Here is a 21,415-nt window from a genome sequence, read left to right as displayed (position 1 = left end):
TATGCAGAAAGCACATGGTACCATTTAAAGGAAACGGGGATGTTCAAAACTGAATTTCTGAGCTAAGTGAGCTGCATCGAAAATATGCCATGGGTATCCAGAGCACATAAGAATATTATTAAAAGGATGTCCCATGAACAGGGAAAATTACCGAAATCAAACTTCAATAATCTGTAAATCAGATTTTTAATGCCTAATTCGCAAAAAATATAAAATTGAAAATTAATTTTTATTTAACAAACTAATAACATATATTTGGTAAACCAAATTGGTTAACCAGTATGGAAAACCAATTTGAACTAATTAAAACTAACAGTATTAACCTAACTAAAAAAAACTATGGAACGCTAAGATAATCTCATAAAAAAGGACGGGCACGGACCCATCCTTTTAGTAAAATGATTACTTCATTTCTAAGGGAAGTAATACGAAAAACATGTAAACATTACTACAAACACATTTCCTACAAAAATAGGAATTTCATTGACGCAAAATGAAAGGATGTGTAGTAGTAAATTGAAGATTTCGATGTGACCCATAAATCACATTAAGGTGTTGATAATAAATATGTTATCAACCAATTCAACAGTACTAACTTAATCAGACACAAATGAAATTTAAATTAAAACTCTTTATGATTGCAATGTTGCTCGTCAACATTCAACTGTTTGCGCAAGACACGTACAGTATATCAGGTACTGTACTGGATGAAGCGAACGTACCAGTTCCAGGAGCTTCTATTTTAGTGGTGAACACTACTAGAGGAACTTCCGCGGATTTTGATGGAAATTACTCCATCACTGTTAGTAACGGTGAAATTTTGGAATTTTCTTCCATCGGATTCATAGCACAACGTATAGATGTGACAGGACAAACAACTATTAACGTCACCTTAATAGAAGACTCTGCACAACTAGATGAGGTTGTAGTAGTAGGTTATGGTACTCAGAAAAGGTCCAATCTTACCGGTGCGGTTGCCAAGGTAGGAGGAGCTGAAGTCGCAGCAATACAAGCGGCTCGTGTTGATGACGCACTAGCGGGTAAATTAGCAGGTGTATTAATACAGAATCAAAGTGGTGAGCCTGGTGAAGATCCAAAGATTCAAATTAGGGCAGCGTCCTCTATCTCCGGAGACTCAAATCCTCTAATTGTTGTAGACGGGTATCCTATTTCAGGAAGTTTAGCCACGGTTAACCCCAACGACATTCAAAGTTTGGAGGTATTAAAAGATGCCGCTTCAGCCGCCATTTATGGATCTAGAGGAGCCAACGGTGTTATTTTGGTCACCACTAAGAAAGGAAAAATGGGCAAAGTAAGTTTTAGCTACAACGCTTACACTAGCATCTCCAATAAATATCAAAAAGACAATCTTCTTTTAAATGCCAGTGAATGGGCCGATACCATTGAGAGGAATATCGCAAACGGAAGTTTTGACGTCTCTGAGGTAGACCCAGCTTTAGTTGATTATAGAATAAATGCCTACAGAAATTCACCGGGAGCTATTAGTCCGGAAGAGTGGCTTTTTCAAACGGGGACAAGCACCAATCATGACTTCAGCTTAAGTGGCGGTACTGAAGATGTAAATTACTTTGCTTCTTTGGGTTATCTAAATACTAAAGGTATTGCACGAACGCAAGGTTTCGAAAGAATCAACGCACGTATGAACATTGACGCTAAATTGGGTAACAAGTTAAAAACGGGATTAAGCTTCAATGGGTTTACTTCTGATAGAGAAATATTAGCTCATGACCAAAGAGACCTTTTAAGAGCATATGGTGTGCATCCTGTTTACCATACAGAAGAGTCCATTGCCTTTGTTCAACAACTTAATTCTCAGGCAATCGCTCTAGGTCTAGCACCGTTCGATGATGGCTACAGAGGAGGCGATGCTCCTTTTAACAATAGTATTTTTACGCTACAACCCGGTGATACTGCGCAGGATTGGCATTACGGAAGATCAGGTAACGGAATCGGAGGTTCTGGTGATGCAGGTCCCGCAACGAAACTGGACAACCAAGAGCGTACGCAAAGAACGTATTTTGCCAATGTCTCATCTTACTTACAGTACAATCTCTTCGACGGTCTTAACATAAAAACCGTTTTAGGTGCGGATATTATAGATACGCAAGATTTTTACTATAGAGGACTTGAGGCCGATTCTAGAGCGCGTACCAACCAAACCAATTTAGATCAAACTGACACGAAAAGAACCTCGGTCTTGAGCGAAACCACCTTGAACTTTGCCAAAACGTTTGGCAAACATGAAATCTCTGCCGTACTAGGTCTCGAATTTCAAGATTTCAGGATCATAGCCACAGCGGTAGAAGGTAATAATGTACCCTTTGGCGATATTCAGAACTACAACCTGTTCGATCCCGCGGACATTATAGTTACAGAGCGTGATGAGACCGTTTCGAGAAGAAGTGTTTTCGGAAGAATAACGTATGCCTTCGATAATCGCTATTTGTTATCCGCTTCCCTAAGAAGGGATGGTGATTCTCGTTTTGGTGCTAACAACAGGTTTGAAACGTTCCCTGCACTTTCTTTAGGTTGGAACATACATAACGAGTCTTTCTTGGCGGACAGTGAGGGATTGAGTCGATTAAAACTCAGATTTAGTACAGGTTCCTTGGGTACGACCTCTTTCCTAGGATCCTATGATGCCTTAAGTCTACTTAACCCTGCACCTACGGTAATAGGAAACGGGTTTTTGATATCGGACAATATAGCCAACCCGAACTTAACTTGGCAGACCAATACTGAAACGAACTACGGAGCTGATTTAGGTTTCTTTAATAATCGCTTTACCCTAGGTGTAGATTACTACACATCTAATGTTGAAAACATCCTATTGGGAAGAAGTGTTTCAGAAGTTAACGGTACCCCTTCTGTAACTGTAAATGCCGGTGATATAGAAAGTTCTGGTTTAGAACTTGAGTTAGGTGCGAGCTTAATTCAGAACAAAGATTTCACTTGGAACATGAGTGCCAACATATCTACCGTAAACACAGAAATTAAAGACCTTGACGGTCTTGATGAACTACCACCAACTATTTATGGTCAGAGCGGTAGAGGTCCTGAATTTAGAAACCGTGTAGGTGGCGAAATCGGAGAAATGTGGGGATTAGAGACCATAAGGCAAGTAGAGTCTATACATATTGAAGACCCTACAAGAACCTTAGGTGCGGATAGTGGCGAGTACTACGTTGTAGATCAAAATGGCGACGGCGAAATCAACCGGGACGACTACGTTAAAATAGGACAGAACACACCTGATTACTATTGGGGTCTTAATGGTCAGATGCGCTATAAGGAGTTTGACCTGTCGTTCCAATTTCAAGGAGCTCAAGGAGCAGAAGTCTTTAATGTAGACCCTTTATATTGGCAATCACAATTTGGAGGAAGACTAAGAGATAGTTTTGATGCCAATGATGATGGTATTGCCGATGCTACCGGAGAGTTTTATACCCGAGCAAGGGACCAAACGGATTCTCCTATTCAAGATGCGTCCTATTTAGCGCTGAGGAATTTAACCATTGGCTACACTTTCGCTTCGGATTTAACCAGTAAGGCAGGTATTAGTTCCGCTAGATTATTTTTGGCCTCGACCAATCTACTGTATATCTGGGGAGATGATTATACATCTTTTAACCCGGAAGGTATAGAAAGAACAAATGGTGGTTATCTAGGCCCTACGACTTCAGGGGTTCAGGTAGGTGCAAGCCCAGTTGTTAGAAGCTTTACGCTTGGTTTAAACATTAATTTTTAATAGAAAAAAGATGAGAAAAATATATTTATTATTGGGATTGATGCTATTGACAATAGCATGTGATAATGATTTGGACCAAGTTCCGCCGAATCTTGCTACTTCAGATTCTTTGACCGATTTTGAAGGAGTTCTGAACGCTGCGTACTTCTACCAGCATGCCTCTATAACGCCCATGGCCGTAATGGGAGATTTCAGAGCGGATAATGCCTTAATGGAGGAAGAGCCCTATCCTGCATTCGATAGGTACAACAGCGATTTATTGGACGGTTCTTTGAACAATCAGTTCTTTCGCCCTTTTTATGTTGCACTGTACAGGTCCATATTAAGTGCCAACAATGTAATCGAAAATTCTACTTCTGCTACGGATATTGGGGAAGCAAAATTTTTGAGAGCGCTATCCTACTTCAAACTGGTTCAGATGTTCGGCGCGGTAACCGTAAACTTATCCGCTTCTCCCGATCCTCTAGATACTTCTAACTTGGCCAGACAGTCGGCCGATGATGTATACAATAATGTAATCATCCCTGATTTGCAGGATGCTATCTCCTCTTTAAGCCCAACAAATTCGAATGGGAGAGCTACAAGTTTAGCTGCACAAAGTTTATTAGGAAAAGTCTTCGTTACCCGAGGTGATTTTGGTAGTGCAACACCTTTATTACAAGCTGTTGTAAACGGAGCTGCTGCCGCAGGCGTTAGCTTACAAGAGAATTATGCCGATATTTTTGGTGTAGATAATGATTTAAATTCAGAAATCATTTTTGCCACTCAAGTATCAAGTTCTATATCGGATGAATATGGTTTCTCTGAATTTTGGTCATGGTCCGGCGGACTTGACACTAAATCCTTAATGCCCTTAGACCCCTCTTTGATTGCAGCTTTTGATGCAAGTGAAGCAGGTGGACAAACCGATCTAAGAAGAGTGGTAACAATTGACGAGGCACTTATGGCTTCACCCAAATTTCCACAAGCCGGTGGTCCTGACCACGATTGGATAGAAATTAGATTGGCAGATGTCATATTGCTATATGCGGAGGCTTTAAACGAAACAGGTGCTACCCCTGCGGCTTTGACGGAACTAAATAAAATTAGAAACAGAGCAGGTTTGGGCAATTCTACGGCAACTACCCAAGCAGCCGTGAGAACAGCTATTGCAAATGACCGAAGATTGGAGCTGGCCTTTGAAGGGCAAAGATGGTTTGATTTGGTGAGAACAGGTACTGCTCAAACGGTATTAGGGTTTTCAGATGCTAACTATTTATTAGCACCTATTCCTATCTCCGAAATAACATCAAGTGAAGGTATAATTACTCAAAACCCGGGCTACTAGATAAGCTGGAGTTGAAGAATAAAAAAAGTTGTTTTGAGTTAGTTTTTTTAAAAGGCATTTTACCGGTTCAAAACCAGAACCGGTAATAATGCTAATGTTTCAAGACGATTTTACCCCTAATTACAGACGATTAGAGCATGGATATTTTTCTTAAGACCAACTAAATTGGCTAATTTTAACAAACCAATCTGGTTAACCAATTTTAAAATGTCCTATAAGAACTTATGAAGATAGAAATACTAACAAGAGGGGAACATCAAGAAATTCAACATAAAATTATTTCTCAGATTAGAGATTTAATGAATTTTAAAAATTTAGAACCTGGGGATAAGCTTCCCTCGGAAAGAATGCTTTCTGAAAAATTTGGAGTAAGTAGAACAAATATTCGAGAAGCAATACAGAAATTAGAGTTTTACGGCTTGGTGTATTCTAAACCTCAAAGTGGAACCTTCGTGGCAGATATTGGTCAAGTTGCCATGAACGGCATGATTGAGGATATTTTGAGATTGGAAGAACCTGACTTTAAATCCTTGGTAGAAACGAGAATATTATTGGAACTCAAAACGGTAAGGCTAGCGGCGCAAAGGCGAACCAGAGCAGATTTAAATCAAATGCAAATGGCCTTGGAAGCATATGCGGAAAAGGTAACTAACGGAGAGGATGCGGTGCAAGAAGATCTTCTCTTCCATTTAGCGATTGCAAAGGCAAGCGGAAACAGCACCATGAATACGTTCATGTTAATTATCACGCCAGAAATCATTACCAATTTTGAAAAGTATCATGTGTGTGACAAAGGATTGGCATTTCGAGGAATTGAAGAGCACCAAGAAATCTTCGATGCCATTAAGGAACAAAATCCACAGTTGGCGAAAGAAAAAATGAAGATTCATTTTAAAACCTTATATCAGTATTGTTACAACATATAGTGAACTAAAATTGAAATAAAAATCACGCACTTTAATCCTTTCTGTTGAAAAGAAGAAGAGTAGTAATACATAGAAATTAACTAAATAAGAATGCATCGGTAATTAGCACTCAGTTGAATTACTTCCAAAAATTCTTAGCTAAATCATAAGTACTTATTAAGGCAAGTTGCTCGGGTACTCGTGTCGTAGAAATTTATCAATGTGCATTATTAAACAAATGAAAAGCCCATGAAAGTTAAAGGTTTAAGATGGTGGATTATCACATTGATTTTTGTGGCGACCGTTATTAATTACATTGATAGAACAGCTTTTGCACTTTTGTGGCCGCAAATGGGTGAAGATTTGGGCATGGATAATTCCGATTACGCCTTAATGCTTAATATCTTCATGGTAACGTATGCCCTTAGTAAATTTTTATCCGGAAGATTGTATGACAAAATAGGCACTAGAATCGGTTTTATCCTTTCTATAGTGGTCTGGTCATTAGCAGCGACATTTCATGCGGTGGCTCAGGGAATAGTTTCCCTATCAGCAGTACGCGGAATGCTGGGGCTTGGAGAGGCAGGTTTATGGCCTGGAGCCGTAAAAAGTAACGGGGAGTGGTTTCCTGTAAAACAACGAGCACTCGCACAAGGTATTTTTAACTCTGGAGCTTCCATTGGAAATGTCATAGCTCCGGTTATCATAGTCTATTTATATGCTCAATTTGGATGGAAGTCTACCTATGTGATATTGGGGGTCATAGGTCTGCTTTGGGTAATTCCTTGGTTTATCCTAAACAAATCAAAACCGGAAGATCATCCATGGATTTCCGAGGAAGAAAGAAATTTGATACTGAACGACAGGATAGAAAATAATGATGTTGCCGTCGAAGGTGCCAAAAGTCTAAGCGTAACCAAAATACTAAGTTATAAACAACCATGGGGAATATTGTTGTGTAGGTTTTTCATTGAACCAATATGGTGGTTTTTTGCCGGTTGGATGCCCATTTATCTGAATTCAAAATTTGGATTGAGCATAGAAGAAATTGGAAAGACTATGTGGATTTCCTACCTAATGGCGGCCGCAGGAGGAATCTTAGGAGGAATGTTCACTGAGGCCATTATAAAACGTACATCCGTTGATGTTGGCAGAAAAGCAAGTATAGTAATAGGGTGTCTTTTAATTATTGTAGGCTTTGTTTCCATTATAACGTTCGTCTCCGATTCTAACTACATGACCTTCATATATCTTGCAGGATTGGCCCTCTTCGGGTTCCAATTTGCCATCGGTAATATTCAGACCTTATCCAGCGATTTATTCAAAGGGCCCTCAGTAGGTACCTTGGCTGGCTTAGCAGGGACGGTTGCCGCCGTATCTCCAATTATTATGAACTGGTTTATTGGAACTATTACCAAAGGAGGTTCTTATACGCCGGCCTTTGTAGCTATCACCGTATCAGTGGTTTTAGCGGTTCTAGCTATTTTCATCTTAATTGGAAAAGTAAAATTAGTAGACACCACAATAAATAATATAAGAAATTAAAATAGATTAAAATTAATAGCATATGAGTAATAAAGGAAAAGTTGCAGTAGTTACAGGGGCTACAGGAGGAATAGGTTTTGAAGTTGCCAAGAGATTGGGAAAGGATGGGTATACCGTAGTTTTAAACGGTATTGACGATGCAGCAGGAGCTGAAAGATTAAAGGAACTGAACACAGACGGAATTACTGCCGAGTACCTGGGTTTCGATGTTACGGACGATGACGCAGTAAGTTCAAACATAAAAGCCATAGGGGAAAAATATGGTAGAATAGATGTACTTGTGAACAACGCAGGTGGTCTGGGAGGTAGATCAAGATTCGAGGAAATGACAACGGAGTTTTACAGAAAAGTAATGGCACTGAACCTGGATTCCGTATTCTTCGCTTCAAGAGCCGCTATACCCTTCCTTAAGAAAGGGGAACACCCATCAATAATCAACTACACTTCTAACGCAGGGTGGACGGCCGGTGGTCCCGGTGCAGGTATCTACGGCACATCAAAGGCGGGAGTTCATGCCATAACCAGAGCATTGGCCAAAGACTTGGCCGAATACGGTATTCGAGTGAACGCAGTGTCTCCCGGCACGATAGACACTCCTTTCCATGCGCAGATTAAAGCTACAAAACCAGAAGTCTTTGCCTCTTGGGCAAATAATATTCTTTTAGGAAGATTAGGGCAACCGGAAGATGTGGCGGGAGTCATCTCTTTCCTAGCTAGTAAAGATGCTTCCTTCATAACTGCGGAAACTATTCAAATCGGTGGTGGACAAGCACTTGGTATTTAATAACTAATGATTTAAGTACTGCTTTTTTGCCATGTAGGTGTTTATAGAACTAACCGGACTTATGTGGTAAAAGGCAGTTTTAAACTAATATGATTCAAATGAAAAAAGTAGTGACCTTTGGAGAAATAATGCTACGTTTAGCTCCTCCGGGATTTTTAAGATTTTCTCAAACTAATAGTTTTGATGTAGTTTATGGGGGCGGTGAATCTAATGTCGCGGTATCTCTGGCAAATTATGGGGTCCCTGTTGATTTTGTTACAAGACTACCAAAGAATGACATCGGAGAATGTGCATTAATGGAAATGCGGAAGAGAGGCGTTAATACACAGAACATCATTTTTGGAGGAGACCGTCTTGGCATCTATTTTTTAGAGACAGGTGCTGTAAGCAGGGGCAGTAAAGTAGTTTATGACCGTGCCCATTCTGCCATATGCGAAATAGAACCTGGAATGATTAATTGGAAGAACGTTTTCAAAGATGCAGGATGGTTTCATTGGACGGGTATCACTCCGGCTATTTCCCAAGGAGCGGCAGATGCGTGTTTGGAAGCAGTAAAGGTAGCAAGTGAAATGGGCATCACAATTTCAACGGACTTGAATTATCGCGCCAAATTATGGAATTATGGGGGAGACCGGGAAGGCATAATGACAGAGCTTACTTCCTATTGCGATATTATTTTAGGGAACGAGGAAGATGCCGAAAAACACTTTGGAATACACCCAAAAGGCCTTGATGTGCATAAGCACGGCAGTGAAGTAAAAGCTGAAGCCTTTTTATCCGTATGTAAACAGATGATGAAAAAGTTTCCAAAAGCCAAGAAGGTAATCACGACCTTAAGAGGCTCCATATCGGCATCTCATAATACCTGGGCAGGTGTGCTTTATGATGGGGAGAAAATGTATGAAACGCGTCAATATCAAATTACGGATATCGTTGATAGAGTTGGGGGAGGCGATTCTTTTATGGGCGGATTAATATACGGACTACTGCATTATCCCGAGGATGACCAAAACGCTTTGGATTTCGCCGTAGCGGCATCCTGTTTAAAACATACGATTAAAGGTGATGCCAATTTGGTAACCGTCGAAGAAGTAAATAAACTAAAAGGAGGGGATGCCTCCGGTAGAGTAGCAAGATAAATATGGCTCAATATTCGAGAATAGAAGTAGCAACCATAATGAAGGAATCGGGTATGGTTCCTTTATTTTATCACCCAGACATCGCATTGGGGAAAAAAGTACTGAAAGCCTGTTATGATGGTGGCGCACGACTTATGGAATTTACCGCGAGAGGTGACTTTGCCTTTGAGGTTTTTTCCGAACTGAACAGGTACGCAATTGAAAAACTTCCGGGAATGATTATGGGAGTTGGCTCAATAACCGATGCGGCGGCCGCATCGCTCTTTATGCAGATGGGGGCCAATTTTATTGTAACGCCGTCCCTAAGGGAAGACATCGCAATCGTATGTAACCGTAGGAAAGTCCTATGGTCCCCCGGCTGTGGTTCCCTGACCGAAATAAATAGGGCCGAGGAACTAGGTTGCGAAATTGTAAAACTCTTTCCCGGAGCTATCTATGGCCCTGGTTTTGTAAAGGGCATTAAAGGTCCGCAACCTTGGACGAGCGTCATGCCTACGGGAGGTGTTAGTACGGATGAGGAAAACCTAAGAGCCTGGTTTGGTGCTGGGGTTACCTGTGTTGGCATGGGTTCCAAACTCATAAGTAAAGAAATTCTAGCAGATCAAAATTTTGCTGGCTTGGAAAGTTTAGTCGTTGAGACTTTAAGTAAAATTAAAAAGATAAGAGCCTAGCAAGATGAAAACCTCAAAAGCAGGTAATTCGGTTTTAAAAAAGTTACTTGCCGCCGTACTGACCTTTGGTCCGGGCATTTTCGCTATCGGTTATACCATCGGAACCGGTAGCGTTACCTCCATGATCGTTGCAGGAAGTACTTACGGAATGCAATTATTATGGGTGCTCCTATTAAGTTGTGTTTTTTCAGGTCTATTGATGTTCGCCTACGGCAATTATGCTTTGATTTCAGAAGAAACGGCATTGTATAGCTTTAAGAAACATATTAAGGGTGGAAAGATTCTCGCCGTCCTAATAATCATTGGTATATCTTTTGGACAATGGAATTCACTAATGGGCATTTTAGGGATTTCATCAAATATCATTTATGAAATTTTCTTAATTTATTTTCCCCAACTAGAAGGCCTGCGATATGAGACGGTGCTGTTAGTTGCAATTGCGGTCATTGCAATTATGTATGCCTTATTGCTTGTGGGAAAGTATACTTTTTTTGAAAAAATACTGGTCATATTCGTGACCGTAATGGGGCTTTCGTTCATAATATCCCTTTTTATGGTATACCCCCTACCCATCGAGGTAGTTCGCGGGTTGGTGCCGTCGATTCCCAAAGTAGAGGGAGGCCAAATGATGGTAGCCGCTTTTGTAGGAACCACTATGGCCGCAGCTACATTTTTATCTAGACCGCTATTTGTTAAAGGCAAGGGATGGACCATTGAAAACCTAAAGCAACAAAAGAAGGACGCCATAATAGCCGCATGTCTCGTATTTGTAATAAGTGCTTTTGTAATGGCAGTTGCTAGCGGTGCATTGTTCCATCAGGGCCAGCCTGTTACGAAAGTTTTGGATATGGTGAATACCTTAGAGCCCATAGCTGGAAAATTTGCTTTAACGCTCTTCTTTTTTGGGACATTGAGCGCAGGATTATCGTCAATTTTTCCTTGCTTATTAATAGCTCCTATCCTCGTTGCCGATTACCAATCAGGCGAGCTGGACACTAGTTCCAGACAATTTAGAATAATTACTTTTTTTGCCTGTTTATTCGCCTTAATTGTTCCTGTTTTCGGTGCGAACCCCATTGAAATGCAGATTGTATCTCAAGTATTTAATGTCTTCGTCCTTCCTCTTGTAATTGTGGGCATACTCCTCCTCATCAACAATAAAAAAATGATGAAAGACCATAAAACCAGTATATGGGTAAATATTGGTTTGGGAATTTCATTACTCTTTGCCTGTACCATTTCCTATAATGGTGTGGTAGCCTTACTGGCCTACTTTTAGCGCTGTCTGACCACTTGTCCCGTAATTCTAAAGCTTATTCATGACTTAGTGTGATGAATTAAAAGTAGTTAAGTACATAACCGAAAATCCAGTAAAGTATTAGAAATACAAAAACAGTTCCGATACAACCGCATTTACCTCCACCAATTTTCTTGGCTCCGTACCCTGCTACTATAATTTGAATAAGTTTTTTCATTTAATTTGTGTTCTTTAATCTTGAAAAAACTTAATTAATTATCGTCGGTTTCTCCATCAAGTTCTTCCTTTACATCATCGTAAGCGCCTTCTACCTCTTCTGCAGCGCGTTCTAAACCGTCTTCTGCCTTCTCCGCTGCCCTTTCAAGAGAACCTTTATCTTCTTTTTGTTCCCTACATGCACCCATGAACATGAAAGTGCTTAACGCTATGAATAGGAATAATTTACTAGTTCTCATACTGCTTCTGTTTAAAAAATTAATTGATTCGTTTACCATCGCTTAAAAATTCTAAATCCTTCTTCTTACCGTCAATCTTAATCTCGACGTAATAGAAGCTTCCTTTGGTCGTGTGGTATACCTTTTCAATTTCAACGATTTCTACATCTTCAAAATCCGCTTCTAAAGCCTTTAGAATGGCCTTTGGCAATTCTTTTTTCTTAATGTTCGATTCTGTTTATATCCACTCGCCGTTCGGTGCAAAGTCTGCTCTGTAATGTTCCCCATCTTTCTTAAAATGAGATTCAAAATTTCCATTCTTGTCTTTTCTCCAATCCGGGTCGGAGTCGTTGGGATATTTACTTTTAAATGACTTTTTTACGGCCTCGGGAGTCTGTCCTTTACTTTCCGATTGGCATGCCAAAAGAAAACTTATGGTCATTACAGAAAGTACAAATCGTTTGATTGTTTTCATAGTTTTCATTTTTATTCCATGGTTGGTAATTCCAACATGCGTTCAGGACCATAAAATTTTAGTGCAATCCCAAAGACTAGAACAGAAAGTATCATCCCTATCATAAAAACGGTATAGGTCCACCGCAAGAGTCTGTACTTTCGCTCCAACACTAGACCCAAGTAGTAGAGGTCTTTTGTTAAAGAATCATATATATAATCCCTATCCTTCACTAACTCTTTCATTGCCCAACTGTATTTTGATAATTCCATCTTATGAAAATTCCCAAAAAATAAGAGGTTCACATTTTTATTGGCGACATCCTCATCTGTAAATTCACCACTAGTTACATTCGGTTTAGTGGCTAAAATGGACATTACCATGGAAACAACACTAAAAACAATAAATATAAATGTTGGATAAATTAGGTAATCGTTGGAGGGATTATCTAATTTGGGAATCAAATTCGCAAGGGCCAAAGAAATAATAATGGCGTTTACCGAAAGTAATATATTGGCCTTAGTGTCCGCGATATCACTAAGCTTTAAATGATTTCTAAGGGTAACCCTGTATAACGTCTGTATACCCCTGTCCGGTAAATTTCCTTTAAACTTTGCCTTTAAAGTTTCTTTCTTAACCAGCTTTTTACTCTTTTTCTTCGCTTTTACCAGCTTTTTTACGTTCTTATCTTTCTCTTTTTGCCAGTTCTCCTTGGCGTAATCCGTATAAAATCTATGTTTTACCCTTAACAGTCGTATGTTTTCTTCTTGCCATTCGTCATTGGAGTATTGTGCTACTCCCAAGAGCGAAAGCTCCTCTCTCAAAAGCTCCGTAGTGGCCATAAAGCTTTTTTTCGCGAAATGAGAAGAATCGGCATCCCTGATAATTTCTTCCAATTTGTTTCTAGGTTCGTAATCTTTTTTGGTGGCTCTAATTAAATCGCACACCTCATCCATGTAATCGGCATCAACAGCTTCTTGCTCTAGAAACTGTTTGGCCAAGGAGCAACTGTGCTCCTCGTGGTCATTGATAGACTGTGTATAGCCCAAATCGTGAAACCAGGCCGCAATAAGCAGCTTTTGACCATCATCTTCCGTAACCTTCTCCCCTTCTATTAATTTTTTTGCGCTGTTCACAACCCGCTGTGTATGTCTTAGATTATGGTAAAGGAACGACCCATTGGTCTCTGAACTTAACATTTCTACCACGTATGCTTCTACTTTTGATAGGATATCCGACATTGGTTTGTTTTTAGTTAAAAATCGATATTAGACAGCGAGATTGAAACCAACCTGAACCAAGTTACTTTCCCTTGAATTAAAATATCCTACGTTAAAGGTGAGTGCCTTTAAACTACTTATCCATAAACCCACACCTTGGGAGGTATGCCACACCTTAGAATTTTCGCCCGGTTGCCAAGTACGACCGTAATCGAACCCACCATAAAGACCTATAGTTACCGGAGATACGGCAGTGATGTAACGCTTTAATCTTAGCTTTAAATCCGAACTTTGATAAAAATAGGATTTTCCTGTAAAACGTTCGTCCCTAAAACCTCTGAGCCCGTTGGCTCCTCCCAATGATGGCCGATGATAGAAAAAGACGTCTTTTTCGTTAAAAAGCGACCTATATTCTGCTGTAGCACCAAAGACCAATGCTCCCGAAGAAGTAATTTTATGATTGAAACCTACTTTTAAACTAGCGTAACCAAACGCATTGTCCGCTAGAGTCAAATTTGATTTGTACCCCGCCTTAAGTCCTATATAAATGGACTTTGAAGGAAAGTCCTTGGCATCTGAATTATCATAGTATCCACTTAATTCTGCTCCGCCATAATTCTGATTCTCAAAGAGTACAGGATTTAAATTATTTTTATTGAACAACCGTTGATCATTCTCATTTACCCTAAAGGACTCAAACAATCCTCTTAAACGTAGGGTATAATAGGCAATTCCCGCGCTGGCCTTAAACTGCCTTAAGCGTGCTCTATAAAAATCACGGCCTACGCTATCTTCGTCATTAACGGACTCATTGCCGATACCAAAAAAGTTTCTTACATAACTATCGCTAGTGTAGTATCCATCCAATTCAAAATTCCATTTAGGAAAAATGTTACCCCATATTCCTGTATATTGAAATTCCGAGGCCTGAAAACCAAAATAATAATTAGCTTTAATTTGATGTTTCTGTAAGAAAGGATTACCATTTAAGCCATTTTTAACAAAGGTATTTGCGGCGCCCAAGAAAATACCATCATCGGTCCTAAAACCAATAGTTGGTGCAACCGTATTTGTATTGGGCTTAAAGTAACGCCAATGATAGGTGTTGGTTTTATAGAGATCACTCATTTGCGTTTTTGGTTCCTCCTTTATAAAATCTGACTTTTCATGCTCCCAGTCAAAGATCTTAAGCTTAGAAGTATTGTCAATGCTATAGCTATCCTCTCCGTAGCCACCCACTATCTTTATTCTGGTCTTTGAAGATTCATGACCAGACAGTTTGTAATCATCATCGTCCCCTAAACCATACAACCAAATTTCTTTGGTAATCTTATCCGTGAAAACCCGCTCGTATATTTTTTCGTTCTTCTCATCGGATAACAAACGTTTTACAACAACCTTTGTCTCTCCGTTTGGCATTCTTTCGATTTCAAAGAGGTCATCTTTTTCTGTTCCTGTTATCGCTACAACTTTACTGAGATAGTTACCATATTCCTTTGCTTTCTCCGGCAACTGTTGTAGTCTGGCCGTAAGATTTGACTTTATTTTCTCTGCTGTCCCATCTTGGATTGACTCAGGTAGTCTCCTGAAAGCCAAATCTATTATTTCCTTGGTAATATTCTCTTGAATTATCTTAGCTTCACTTTCCCATACTTCGGCATCGTATCCAGTTAATAAGGCCCTATCCATTTTGTGGCCTCCCATGTTCTGCCACTTCACATTATTGATGTTATCGTCAAAGGTTTGCCATCTTCTTGCATTGGGCACAAAAAGCTTAATTAGTTTAAGTGCTGCGCCGTCAAATTTGGCAAAGGCATTATCCCTATCCCTCGGTATGGGCATAAATTCCTTATCTCCGTCTTCTCCTTCGTACTCGATCCATCGCCATTGATCTTGATGTCTATCCCAATCCCCGATGAGCATGTCGAAAATACGGGCCCTGATAAAGTTTTTCTCATCAATGGTATAAGACTCATCGCTTTTAATCTTCTCCAACATATCCGTGGTACTTTCATAATCCGTAACCACTCCGCTATTCGTATCCATGGTACGCCTGTAGCCCTTATAATTCAATTGTTCTTCAGACGGCCGTCTTTCTATAAAGTACAGTTCATCGCCAAAATCTTCATTGTACTTTCCTAGAGTTTCTTGCTTTGGTACGTAAAAGAGTTCCGTATCGGAATGATTAATACCAACCGATTTCGCTAAGGGGTCGATCACCAACTGAATATAGGGGTGTGCTGTAGTAAAGAAATCTGAAATAACTTCTTCCGCCCAGGTATCCATGAAATCGTCTTCCGTATAGGCTACCCCTGGAAGTTTAAATTTCAAGAATTTTAATGCACTTTTCTTTAACGAACGCATGGCATACTGCTTACCGTTCTCATCCTCCAAACGTAAGGAAAAGGATTGGTGCCCACCACCTTCTTTTACTACATTTAGTCCACCGTACAAGGTATCCAAACGAACCACTGGTGCCTCAACAGATTTTGTGAAATAGCTACGGTAGCGTTCTCCCCATAGAAACTCATAAAATCCGCTTTTGTCCATGTCCTCCGTAAACTCCAAAACTTGGGCGGTAACGGTCTTTTTACTTATTTTGTCAAAGTTAAACTTCTTCCCTGATGGATTTAATGAAGGAAGTACGTCAAAAGATTTATCCGTACCATTCTCCCTTATAAACGTTACATCGGAAGACCCATCGCCATAATACATTAGTTTAGCAAAACCTCTTTCGCCTTGAGCGAAGTTACCTTGATACTCCAGCGAGCCGCCGATAGCTGTCATCCTGTTCTTTCCGAGCTTTGTTGCACTTTTTGAACTTAACGAACCACTTACTATTTGATGTATTCCACCGCCAGAAAGTAATTGAAGATTTTCTTCATGACCGGATAATAGGGTAATTCTGTCATTTGCTTGGGCCAATGCACTTACGGCTATTCTAAGATAATTGTATCTACGAGAGTTCAAATGCTCAGGGTTAAACGCACCCAAATCCATTACGGTATTCCTAACAGTTCCTAGGACAGGTAATGGAGTCATGTGCTGATTAAATGTCTCATTACCGGCATAAGTGCCATTGCTAAATACAGGATGATGCATCGCAATAACAATGTTCTTACCTTGCCCATCGTTAATATAACCTTCCAATTCTTCCATGAAGCGCCTTCTGGTAACAATGTCCGAACACTTTCTATTGATATCCACCAGACGGGACCAGTTGGAAACAAACCACTTGGAATCTATTAGTATCAAATCTAAATCATCGTTTATCACTTGGTGCTCAATGGGGCATCCGTTCTCAGGGAAAACGGCAACGTTCTTTACATCCTCCTCTTTCAGGTAATCCTCTACACTTTCCATCTTATCCAAGTTATAACTTTTCCATTCGTTATTGCCAGGAAGAAAAATCGTTTTACCCTTGAACTCTGAAGTCAATGCCAGTTGTTCGTCTATTAGCTGTTTATCTTCTTTCCATTTATTTGTTAGCGGAGAAACGTTATCACCCGTAAACAAGAGCGTACTGTTTTCGTTTGCCGAGGATAATTCCTTTTTAAAGGCATCTAATAAATTTTGATTGGAAGTTTCGGAAATATTACCATATCCGCCTGCAACATAAAAAGTATGCATTATTTCTTTTGAGCGCGGAATATTTACCTGATTCATATTGGATTGTTCTTTGTAAGTGGCACAGGAAATAGGTAGTGTAGTGAGTACTATTAAAATAATTGTCTGGATTTTTGACGCTATAAAATTTACAAATATGGAGCACTTTGTCATATAAAGAATTTCGTTGAACAATAAAGTAAGAGCAAAATAAGAACTGGCTTAATTGAAGGATACTCCTGATAGGACAATACCTAAAGTAATAAGTACTAGAAAAATGATGATAACCGCAGCACCGACCTTGGTTTTGTTGTTTTTCTGAAATATGAACTTTGACGTTTCGTTTTCAGATTCCTTTACAAATTCTGTGTTTTCTTCTCCTTGCTTCATATTATTTTATTTTTTGTGATGAATTTTATGGCACAATAGCGTACCGGATTTTTTTTGACCGCATTTCACCTCAACTGTCCTACCGTTAACATGCCGTAATTACAAACTTAATTACAGTGTTTGTGCTTCCTTGTTGCATTCCCTTAAAATCTTGACCCTTTTGCCAATTGGGGATTCCGTCAACATTTAAAGTATTTGAGCTAACGAAGCCGAGCAATAAAGCGCAATTTTGTGGTGATAAATGATGAAGGACATCATAGTTAACATAAAATACATGATATGAGTAATAACAGTAACACATTATTAGCAGTAATTGCAGGGTCTGCCATAGGAGCCGCATTAGGAATTCTATATGCCCCCGATAAAGGAACCAATACAAGAAGAAAAATTGCAGACCAAGCGGCTGCTACAAAAGATACTCTTGCAGAAAACGCCGTAGATTTAAAAGAAACCGTGGTAAGTAAATTAATTTCTGAAAAAGATACCCTAGACACAAGAATGAATAATCTGGTATCTGACGTAAGTTACAAAACTGAAGATGTTATCACCACATTGGAAAAGAAATTGTCCGAGCTTAAAGCAAAGAACAAAAAATTACAGAAAACGTCATAGATGAGTGTAATTGAATCACTTAACGACACTTCCAACAAAGCTGTTGACACCGGTCAACAGCTTTATGAGAAGACCCGTGAATATTACAAGTTGAAAATATTTCAGCAGTTAGCAATGACTACGGGAATGTTCGGTAAAATGTTCCTCATAGGAAGTTTGCTGCTCTTAGCTATGATATTCTTTATGGTCGCAGGTATTATTTACTTAGGTCAAATCCTAGGGAGCATAGCCTTAGCCTGCGTTGTGATGGGAATGCTTCTACTCATCGTAGCTGCTATTACCTTTAAGGTCCGTAAAAAAATAGATAATGCTGTGGTGAGGAAACTATCCCTAAAATTTTTCGATTAAGTTATGTATACAAATTTAGAGGAAGTAGAATACGATTTAAAACGCCTTAGTCTTGAGCGAGAAATTGCCTTAGAAGAGATAAAGGGGCTAAAGCAAGATGTTAAAGAAGATTTGAGTCCTTATAGCTGGATGTCTACCGTCATGTCAGCGGTCAAGAAATACGGTATCTTATACCTTATCAGAAAAATAATTAGATAACCTTGGCTACTACAAGGCTGCCATTTCCAAATTCTGTTTTACATTGGCATGAAACTCACTGGGACTAATGCCATATTTATTCTTAAAAATTTTAGAAAAATAGCTACGGCTACTAAATCCTATGGTATAGACCACTTGGGAAACATTCATATCTGAATTACTTAGGTAGTCCCTTGCTGCCTCCAATCTCGCATGTCTTATATATTCCGTAACCGTTCTTGCGTACAAAAGCTTAAAACCTTCCTGTAGCTTAGCCTGTGACAAACCGGATTCTAAAGAAAGCTTATCCAATGTGTAGTCTTGGGCTACATTCTTCACTATTTTAGTAGCTAGAGACCTTACAATTTTCAACTCACTTCGTAACAATGACGTTGGCGGTAAATCTCCCTTATTATCTTTTTCGTGCTGAGCAATATGAAGGGCCAAGGTCTCATAGACTAGACCCTCTATCTGCATAATACGAATCATTCCATTTTTATTTCGCACCTTACGAAAAGCACCAATTTTATCGGCCAGTTTTAAGTTGTAGGAACCATAATAGGCAAAAGCATTATCATGATCGGTATCTACAAAAACCTCGTAAAGCTTTTTATTAAGAGCATCGACCCCATTAAGGCGCTTATTCAAGAACTTCTTTCTTGTTATTTGTATGACGTTAATGGCAAGCTTCTCATCTTTTGGAAAATATCCGTAATTATGACCTCCATCCCTACTTGTTATAATGACGGACTGAAATTGCTCCAGTGTCTTTATTTCCTGTTCGGTTTGATTTCCAAAACGATGTTTACAATAACCCTCTAAACAATAGGTAAAATGGATGGGGTTATATTCCGAGGTATCCATAATAAGTGTTACTTCGTCATGAAAGGTGATTTCATATTCTAACAGACTTACCCCCCAATCAAAAGTTATAAAACGAATATTACCTGTTGCATATTTGCTATTTACGGTCAACATATATTCTCCCCATCTTTCGGTTATCTTGCCTCCAATGACCTCTTGGATTTGCTTTACGGTACCTGCTGTACTTTTTGCCGTGATTTGAATCGTAATCATACCTATTTACCTCAGATATTAAGAAGAAATTATTTCCAACGTAGAAAGGTACATTATTTTAAGATTGAAAATTAAAACTGTTTCAAAAAAAACTGTATGGACAATTATTTTCATTTTATGAGCACAAAAAAAGTCCCGTATGCGGGACTTTTAAGTTTGTTATTTAGGTTGAATTATTTTCCTGCCAATTCACCGTCTGTGTCTTTACTCCAAGCATTTAGCATCCAACTCACTTTTTCTAAACTACCAATATATGCTCCTATCATATCTATGGTTCCCTCATCGCCGGCATCCTCTGCTTTTTTAATTACTTTGCTTAATTGCCTAAGAATGGTTTCATGGTCTTTTAAAATACTTTTTACCATTTCGTGATCTGTAATCATTGATGATACTTCCTGTACGGAGGCATTTTTCAAATAGGAAGAAAATCTACTTTTGGGATGATGTCTAAGGGTAAGGATACGTTCGGCAATTTCATCAATTTTAATGCGTGCATCACCATACAATTCCTCGAATTTTTCATGAAGGTCGAAGAAATTCTTTCCCAATACGTTCCAATGAAACCCCCTTAAATTTTGATAGTATACATGATAATCTGCCAATAAGATGTTCAACTCTTCAATTATTGGTTCTATTTTGTCCGATTTAATATCCAAATAACTCATAATCTTTCTTTTTTTGTTACACCACGAAGTTATGAGAACAAACTCTTAATGCTTGTCGTAGACCAAAGAGACTTTGACCCATTTAAAAAAGCGACTAATACTTACCGCTATCTACCAATGGCTTTAAATCTATAGAGGAGTATTTTATCTCGCCAACATGATCATATATTGTAGAACTCTCCTTTAATCTGGCCCATTCAAAGTCTTCATTCAGATTGTTGCGCTTATAATAATCGGTCAAGCCTTGCGAGAGCAATAAATATTCGTCCATTTCTATATCATTTTTAAGTAGTCTATGAGCGACTATCAAATCCTCTCCAAATAATTTAATACGAGTACCTACCTTAGTCAATGCTATCGCTGCCCCATAGTGCAATATAATTTTTAATCCCAAAATTTCTGGAATTACGGTTGCATCTTTGCTGTCCCTATATTTTTCTCTAAGTATATCCATCTGTTTATAGAACTCTGTATAAAAATAGACACATTGCTTAATTAAATTTACAAGTGATGGCATCTCACCAGATTTATAGAACAAAACGGCATCGCCCTCAATTTCCGATACTTTTAGCCCTATTTCATTGGAGTAAATGATATTGTTCAATAATGTGGGTATCACTTTGGAGCTCAAATCAAAATCCGTCTCACTCATAAATTCAGTAAAACCACTGATATCCGGAATACAGATTAATGTTGGTAATCCTTTCATAATGTTGTCTTTATCTAATTCTGAAGGGTTTCCTAACCATAGTAAAATCCTACTAATGAAACTAAAGCTATTTATCTCAGCTACCATCCATAAGCACGATTGTTTTATTTATCAGCAATGTACATGGATTACGCTTTTAACAATTCTAAGTTCAAGTCATAAGTGCAACATGCATATTTAAAATACTTGGGGCTAGCCCCAAGTATTTTAGGTTCAATATTTATATTGATCTTGCATGAAACATTACAAACAATTGACCCTATCTCAAAGGTATCAAATTCAGAGTCTTTTACAAGTCGGATTTACTCAAACCCAAATCGCATTA

21 protein-coding genes are annotated in these 21,415 nt (G+C 39.0%); 11 read left to right on the top strand and 10 right to left on the bottom strand.

Annotation, left to right across the window (positions count from 1 at the left end; all coding sequences use genetic code 11):
- The first annotated feature begins 610 nt into the window (after positions 1-610).
- The 8 genes from BFP77_RS02740 to BFP77_RS02705 all read left to right on the top strand — a co-directional run bounded on the left by BFP77_RS02740 (position 611) and on the right by BFP77_RS02705 (position 11,419).
- Positions 611-3,769: a SusC/RagA family TonB-linked outer membrane protein gene (locus BFP77_RS02740; protein ID WP_099572545.1), complete on the top strand. Its 3,159-nt coding sequence runs from the start codon at positions 611-613 to the stop codon at positions 3,767-3,769.
- Positions 3,770-3,779: 10 nt separating this feature from the next.
- Complete coding sequence (locus BFP77_RS02735) at positions 3,780-5,096, top strand: RagB/SusD family nutrient uptake outer membrane protein (protein WP_099572544.1); 1,317 nt, start codon at positions 3,780-3,782, stop codon at positions 5,094-5,096.
- A gap of 224 nt (positions 5,097-5,320) precedes the next feature.
- On the top strand, positions 5,321-6,022 hold the full coding sequence (locus BFP77_RS02730) for a FadR/GntR family transcriptional regulator (RefSeq protein WP_099572543.1): 702 nt from the start codon (positions 5,321-5,323) through the stop codon (positions 6,020-6,022).
- Between the two features lie 228 nt (positions 6,023-6,250).
- Positions 6,251-7,546 (top strand): MFS transporter, encoded by a 1,296-nt coding sequence (locus BFP77_RS02725; protein ID WP_099572542.1) that lies wholly within the window; start codon positions 6,251-6,253, stop codon positions 7,544-7,546.
- Positions 7,547-7,568: 22 nt separating this feature from the next.
- Positions 7,569-8,330 (top strand): SDR family NAD(P)-dependent oxidoreductase, encoded by a 762-nt coding sequence (locus BFP77_RS02720; RefSeq protein ID WP_099572541.1) that lies wholly within the window; start codon positions 7,569-7,571, stop codon positions 8,328-8,330.
- 98 nt (positions 8,331-8,428) lie between these two features.
- The gene (locus BFP77_RS02715; protein WP_099572540.1) at positions 8,429-9,469 is read left to right on the top strand and encodes a sugar kinase; all 1,041 of its coding nucleotides are present in this window, start codon (positions 8,429-8,431) and stop codon (positions 9,467-9,469) included.
- 2 nt (positions 9,470-9,471) lie between these two features.
- Positions 9,472-10,140 (top strand): bifunctional 4-hydroxy-2-oxoglutarate aldolase/2-dehydro-3-deoxy-phosphogluconate aldolase, encoded by a 669-nt coding sequence (locus BFP77_RS02710; RefSeq protein ID WP_099572539.1) that lies wholly within the window; start codon positions 9,472-9,474, stop codon positions 10,138-10,140.
- 4 nt (positions 10,141-10,144) lie between these two features.
- Entirely contained in the window at positions 10,145-11,419 is a 1,275-nt protein-coding gene (locus BFP77_RS02705; RefSeq protein WP_099572538.1) for an NRAMP family divalent metal transporter, read from the top strand.
- 58 nt (positions 11,420-11,477) lie between these two features.
- On the opposite strand, the gene BFP77_RS16900 is transcribed toward BFP77_RS02705, so the two are convergent.
- Genes BFP77_RS16900 through BFP77_RS16895 form a run of 7 tightly spaced genes read right to left on the bottom strand, consistent with a single transcriptional unit; the run spans position 11,478 to position 17,502 of the window.
- The gene (locus BFP77_RS16900; RefSeq protein WP_180272291.1) at positions 11,478-11,615 is read right to left on the bottom strand and encodes a hypothetical protein; all 138 of its coding nucleotides are present in this window, start codon (positions 11,613-11,615) and stop codon (positions 11,478-11,480) included.
- A gap of 34 nt (positions 11,616-11,649) precedes the next feature.
- Positions 11,650-11,853 (bottom strand): hypothetical protein, encoded by a 204-nt coding sequence (locus BFP77_RS02700; protein ID WP_099572596.1) that lies wholly within the window; start codon positions 11,851-11,853, stop codon positions 11,650-11,652.
- A gap of 19 nt (positions 11,854-11,872) precedes the next feature.
- On the bottom strand, positions 11,873-12,043 hold the full coding sequence (locus BFP77_RS17205) for a hypothetical protein (protein ID WP_257212841.1): 171 nt from the start codon (positions 12,041-12,043) through the stop codon (positions 11,873-11,875).
- A 27-nt stretch (positions 12,044-12,070) separates the two neighbouring features.
- Positions 12,071-12,307, bottom strand: a complete 237-nt coding sequence (locus BFP77_RS17200; protein WP_257212840.1) for a hypothetical protein — start codon at positions 12,305-12,307, stop codon at positions 12,071-12,073.
- An 11-nt stretch (positions 12,308-12,318) separates the two neighbouring features.
- Positions 12,319-13,527, bottom strand: a complete 1,209-nt coding sequence (locus tag BFP77_RS02690; RefSeq protein ID WP_099572537.1) for a Pycsar system effector family protein — start codon at positions 13,525-13,527, stop codon at positions 12,319-12,321.
- Between the two features lie 27 nt (positions 13,528-13,554).
- A complete protein-coding gene (locus tag BFP77_RS02685) occupies positions 13,555-17,286 on the bottom strand; it encodes a ShlB/FhaC/HecB family hemolysin secretion/activation protein (RefSeq protein WP_099572536.1) in 3,732 nt (1,243 codons plus the stop codon).
- A 48-nt stretch (positions 17,287-17,334) separates the two neighbouring features.
- Positions 17,335-17,502, bottom strand: a complete 168-nt coding sequence (locus BFP77_RS16895) for a hypothetical protein (protein ID WP_180272290.1) — start codon at positions 17,500-17,502, stop codon at positions 17,335-17,337.
- 279 nt (positions 17,503-17,781) lie between these two features.
- Between BFP77_RS16895 and BFP77_RS02680 the strand changes: the two genes are divergently transcribed.
- From BFP77_RS02680 to BFP77_RS02670, 3 genes are read left to right on the top strand one after another with little or no spacing between them, the layout of a single operon-like run.
- A complete protein-coding gene (locus tag BFP77_RS02680) occupies positions 17,782-18,114 on the top strand; it encodes a YtxH domain-containing protein (RefSeq protein ID WP_099572535.1) in 333 nt (110 codons plus the stop codon).
- On the top strand, positions 18,115-18,462 hold the full coding sequence (locus tag BFP77_RS02675) for a hypothetical protein (RefSeq protein WP_099572534.1): 348 nt from the start codon (positions 18,115-18,117) through the stop codon (positions 18,460-18,462).
- Positions 18,463-18,465: 3 nt separating this feature from the next.
- Positions 18,466-18,660 (top strand): hypothetical protein, encoded by a 195-nt coding sequence (locus BFP77_RS02670; RefSeq protein WP_099572533.1) that lies wholly within the window; start codon positions 18,466-18,468, stop codon positions 18,658-18,660.
- A 9-nt stretch (positions 18,661-18,669) separates the two neighbouring features.
- Here the strand turns inward: BFP77_RS02670 and BFP77_RS02665 are convergent, their stop codons facing one another.
- The 3 genes from BFP77_RS02665 to BFP77_RS02655 all read right to left on the bottom strand — a co-directional run bounded on the left by BFP77_RS02665 (position 18,670) and on the right by BFP77_RS02655 (position 21,090).
- Complete coding sequence (locus BFP77_RS02665) at positions 18,670-19,716, bottom strand: helix-turn-helix transcriptional regulator (RefSeq protein WP_099572532.1); 1,047 nt, start codon at positions 19,714-19,716, stop codon at positions 18,670-18,672.
- Positions 19,717-19,889: 173 nt separating this feature from the next.
- The gene (locus BFP77_RS02660) at positions 19,890-20,381 is read right to left on the bottom strand and encodes a Dps family protein (protein WP_099572531.1); all 492 of its coding nucleotides are present in this window, start codon (positions 20,379-20,381) and stop codon (positions 19,890-19,892) included.
- Between the two features lie 94 nt (positions 20,382-20,475).
- On the bottom strand, positions 20,476-21,090 hold the full coding sequence (locus BFP77_RS02655; protein WP_099572595.1) for a DUF2652 domain-containing protein: 615 nt from the start codon (positions 21,088-21,090) through the stop codon (positions 20,476-20,478).
- Between the last annotated feature and the right edge of the window lie 325 nt (positions 21,091-21,415).

It is taken from the genome of Maribacter sp. 4U21, from assembly GCF_002742365.1.
In the GTDB taxonomy this organism is placed as follows: Bacteria; Bacteroidota; Bacteroidia; order Flavobacteriales; family Flavobacteriaceae; genus Maribacter.
The sequence above is the reverse complement of the archived record's forward strand: the minus strand, read 5'-3'. Positions and strand labels throughout refer to the sequence as shown.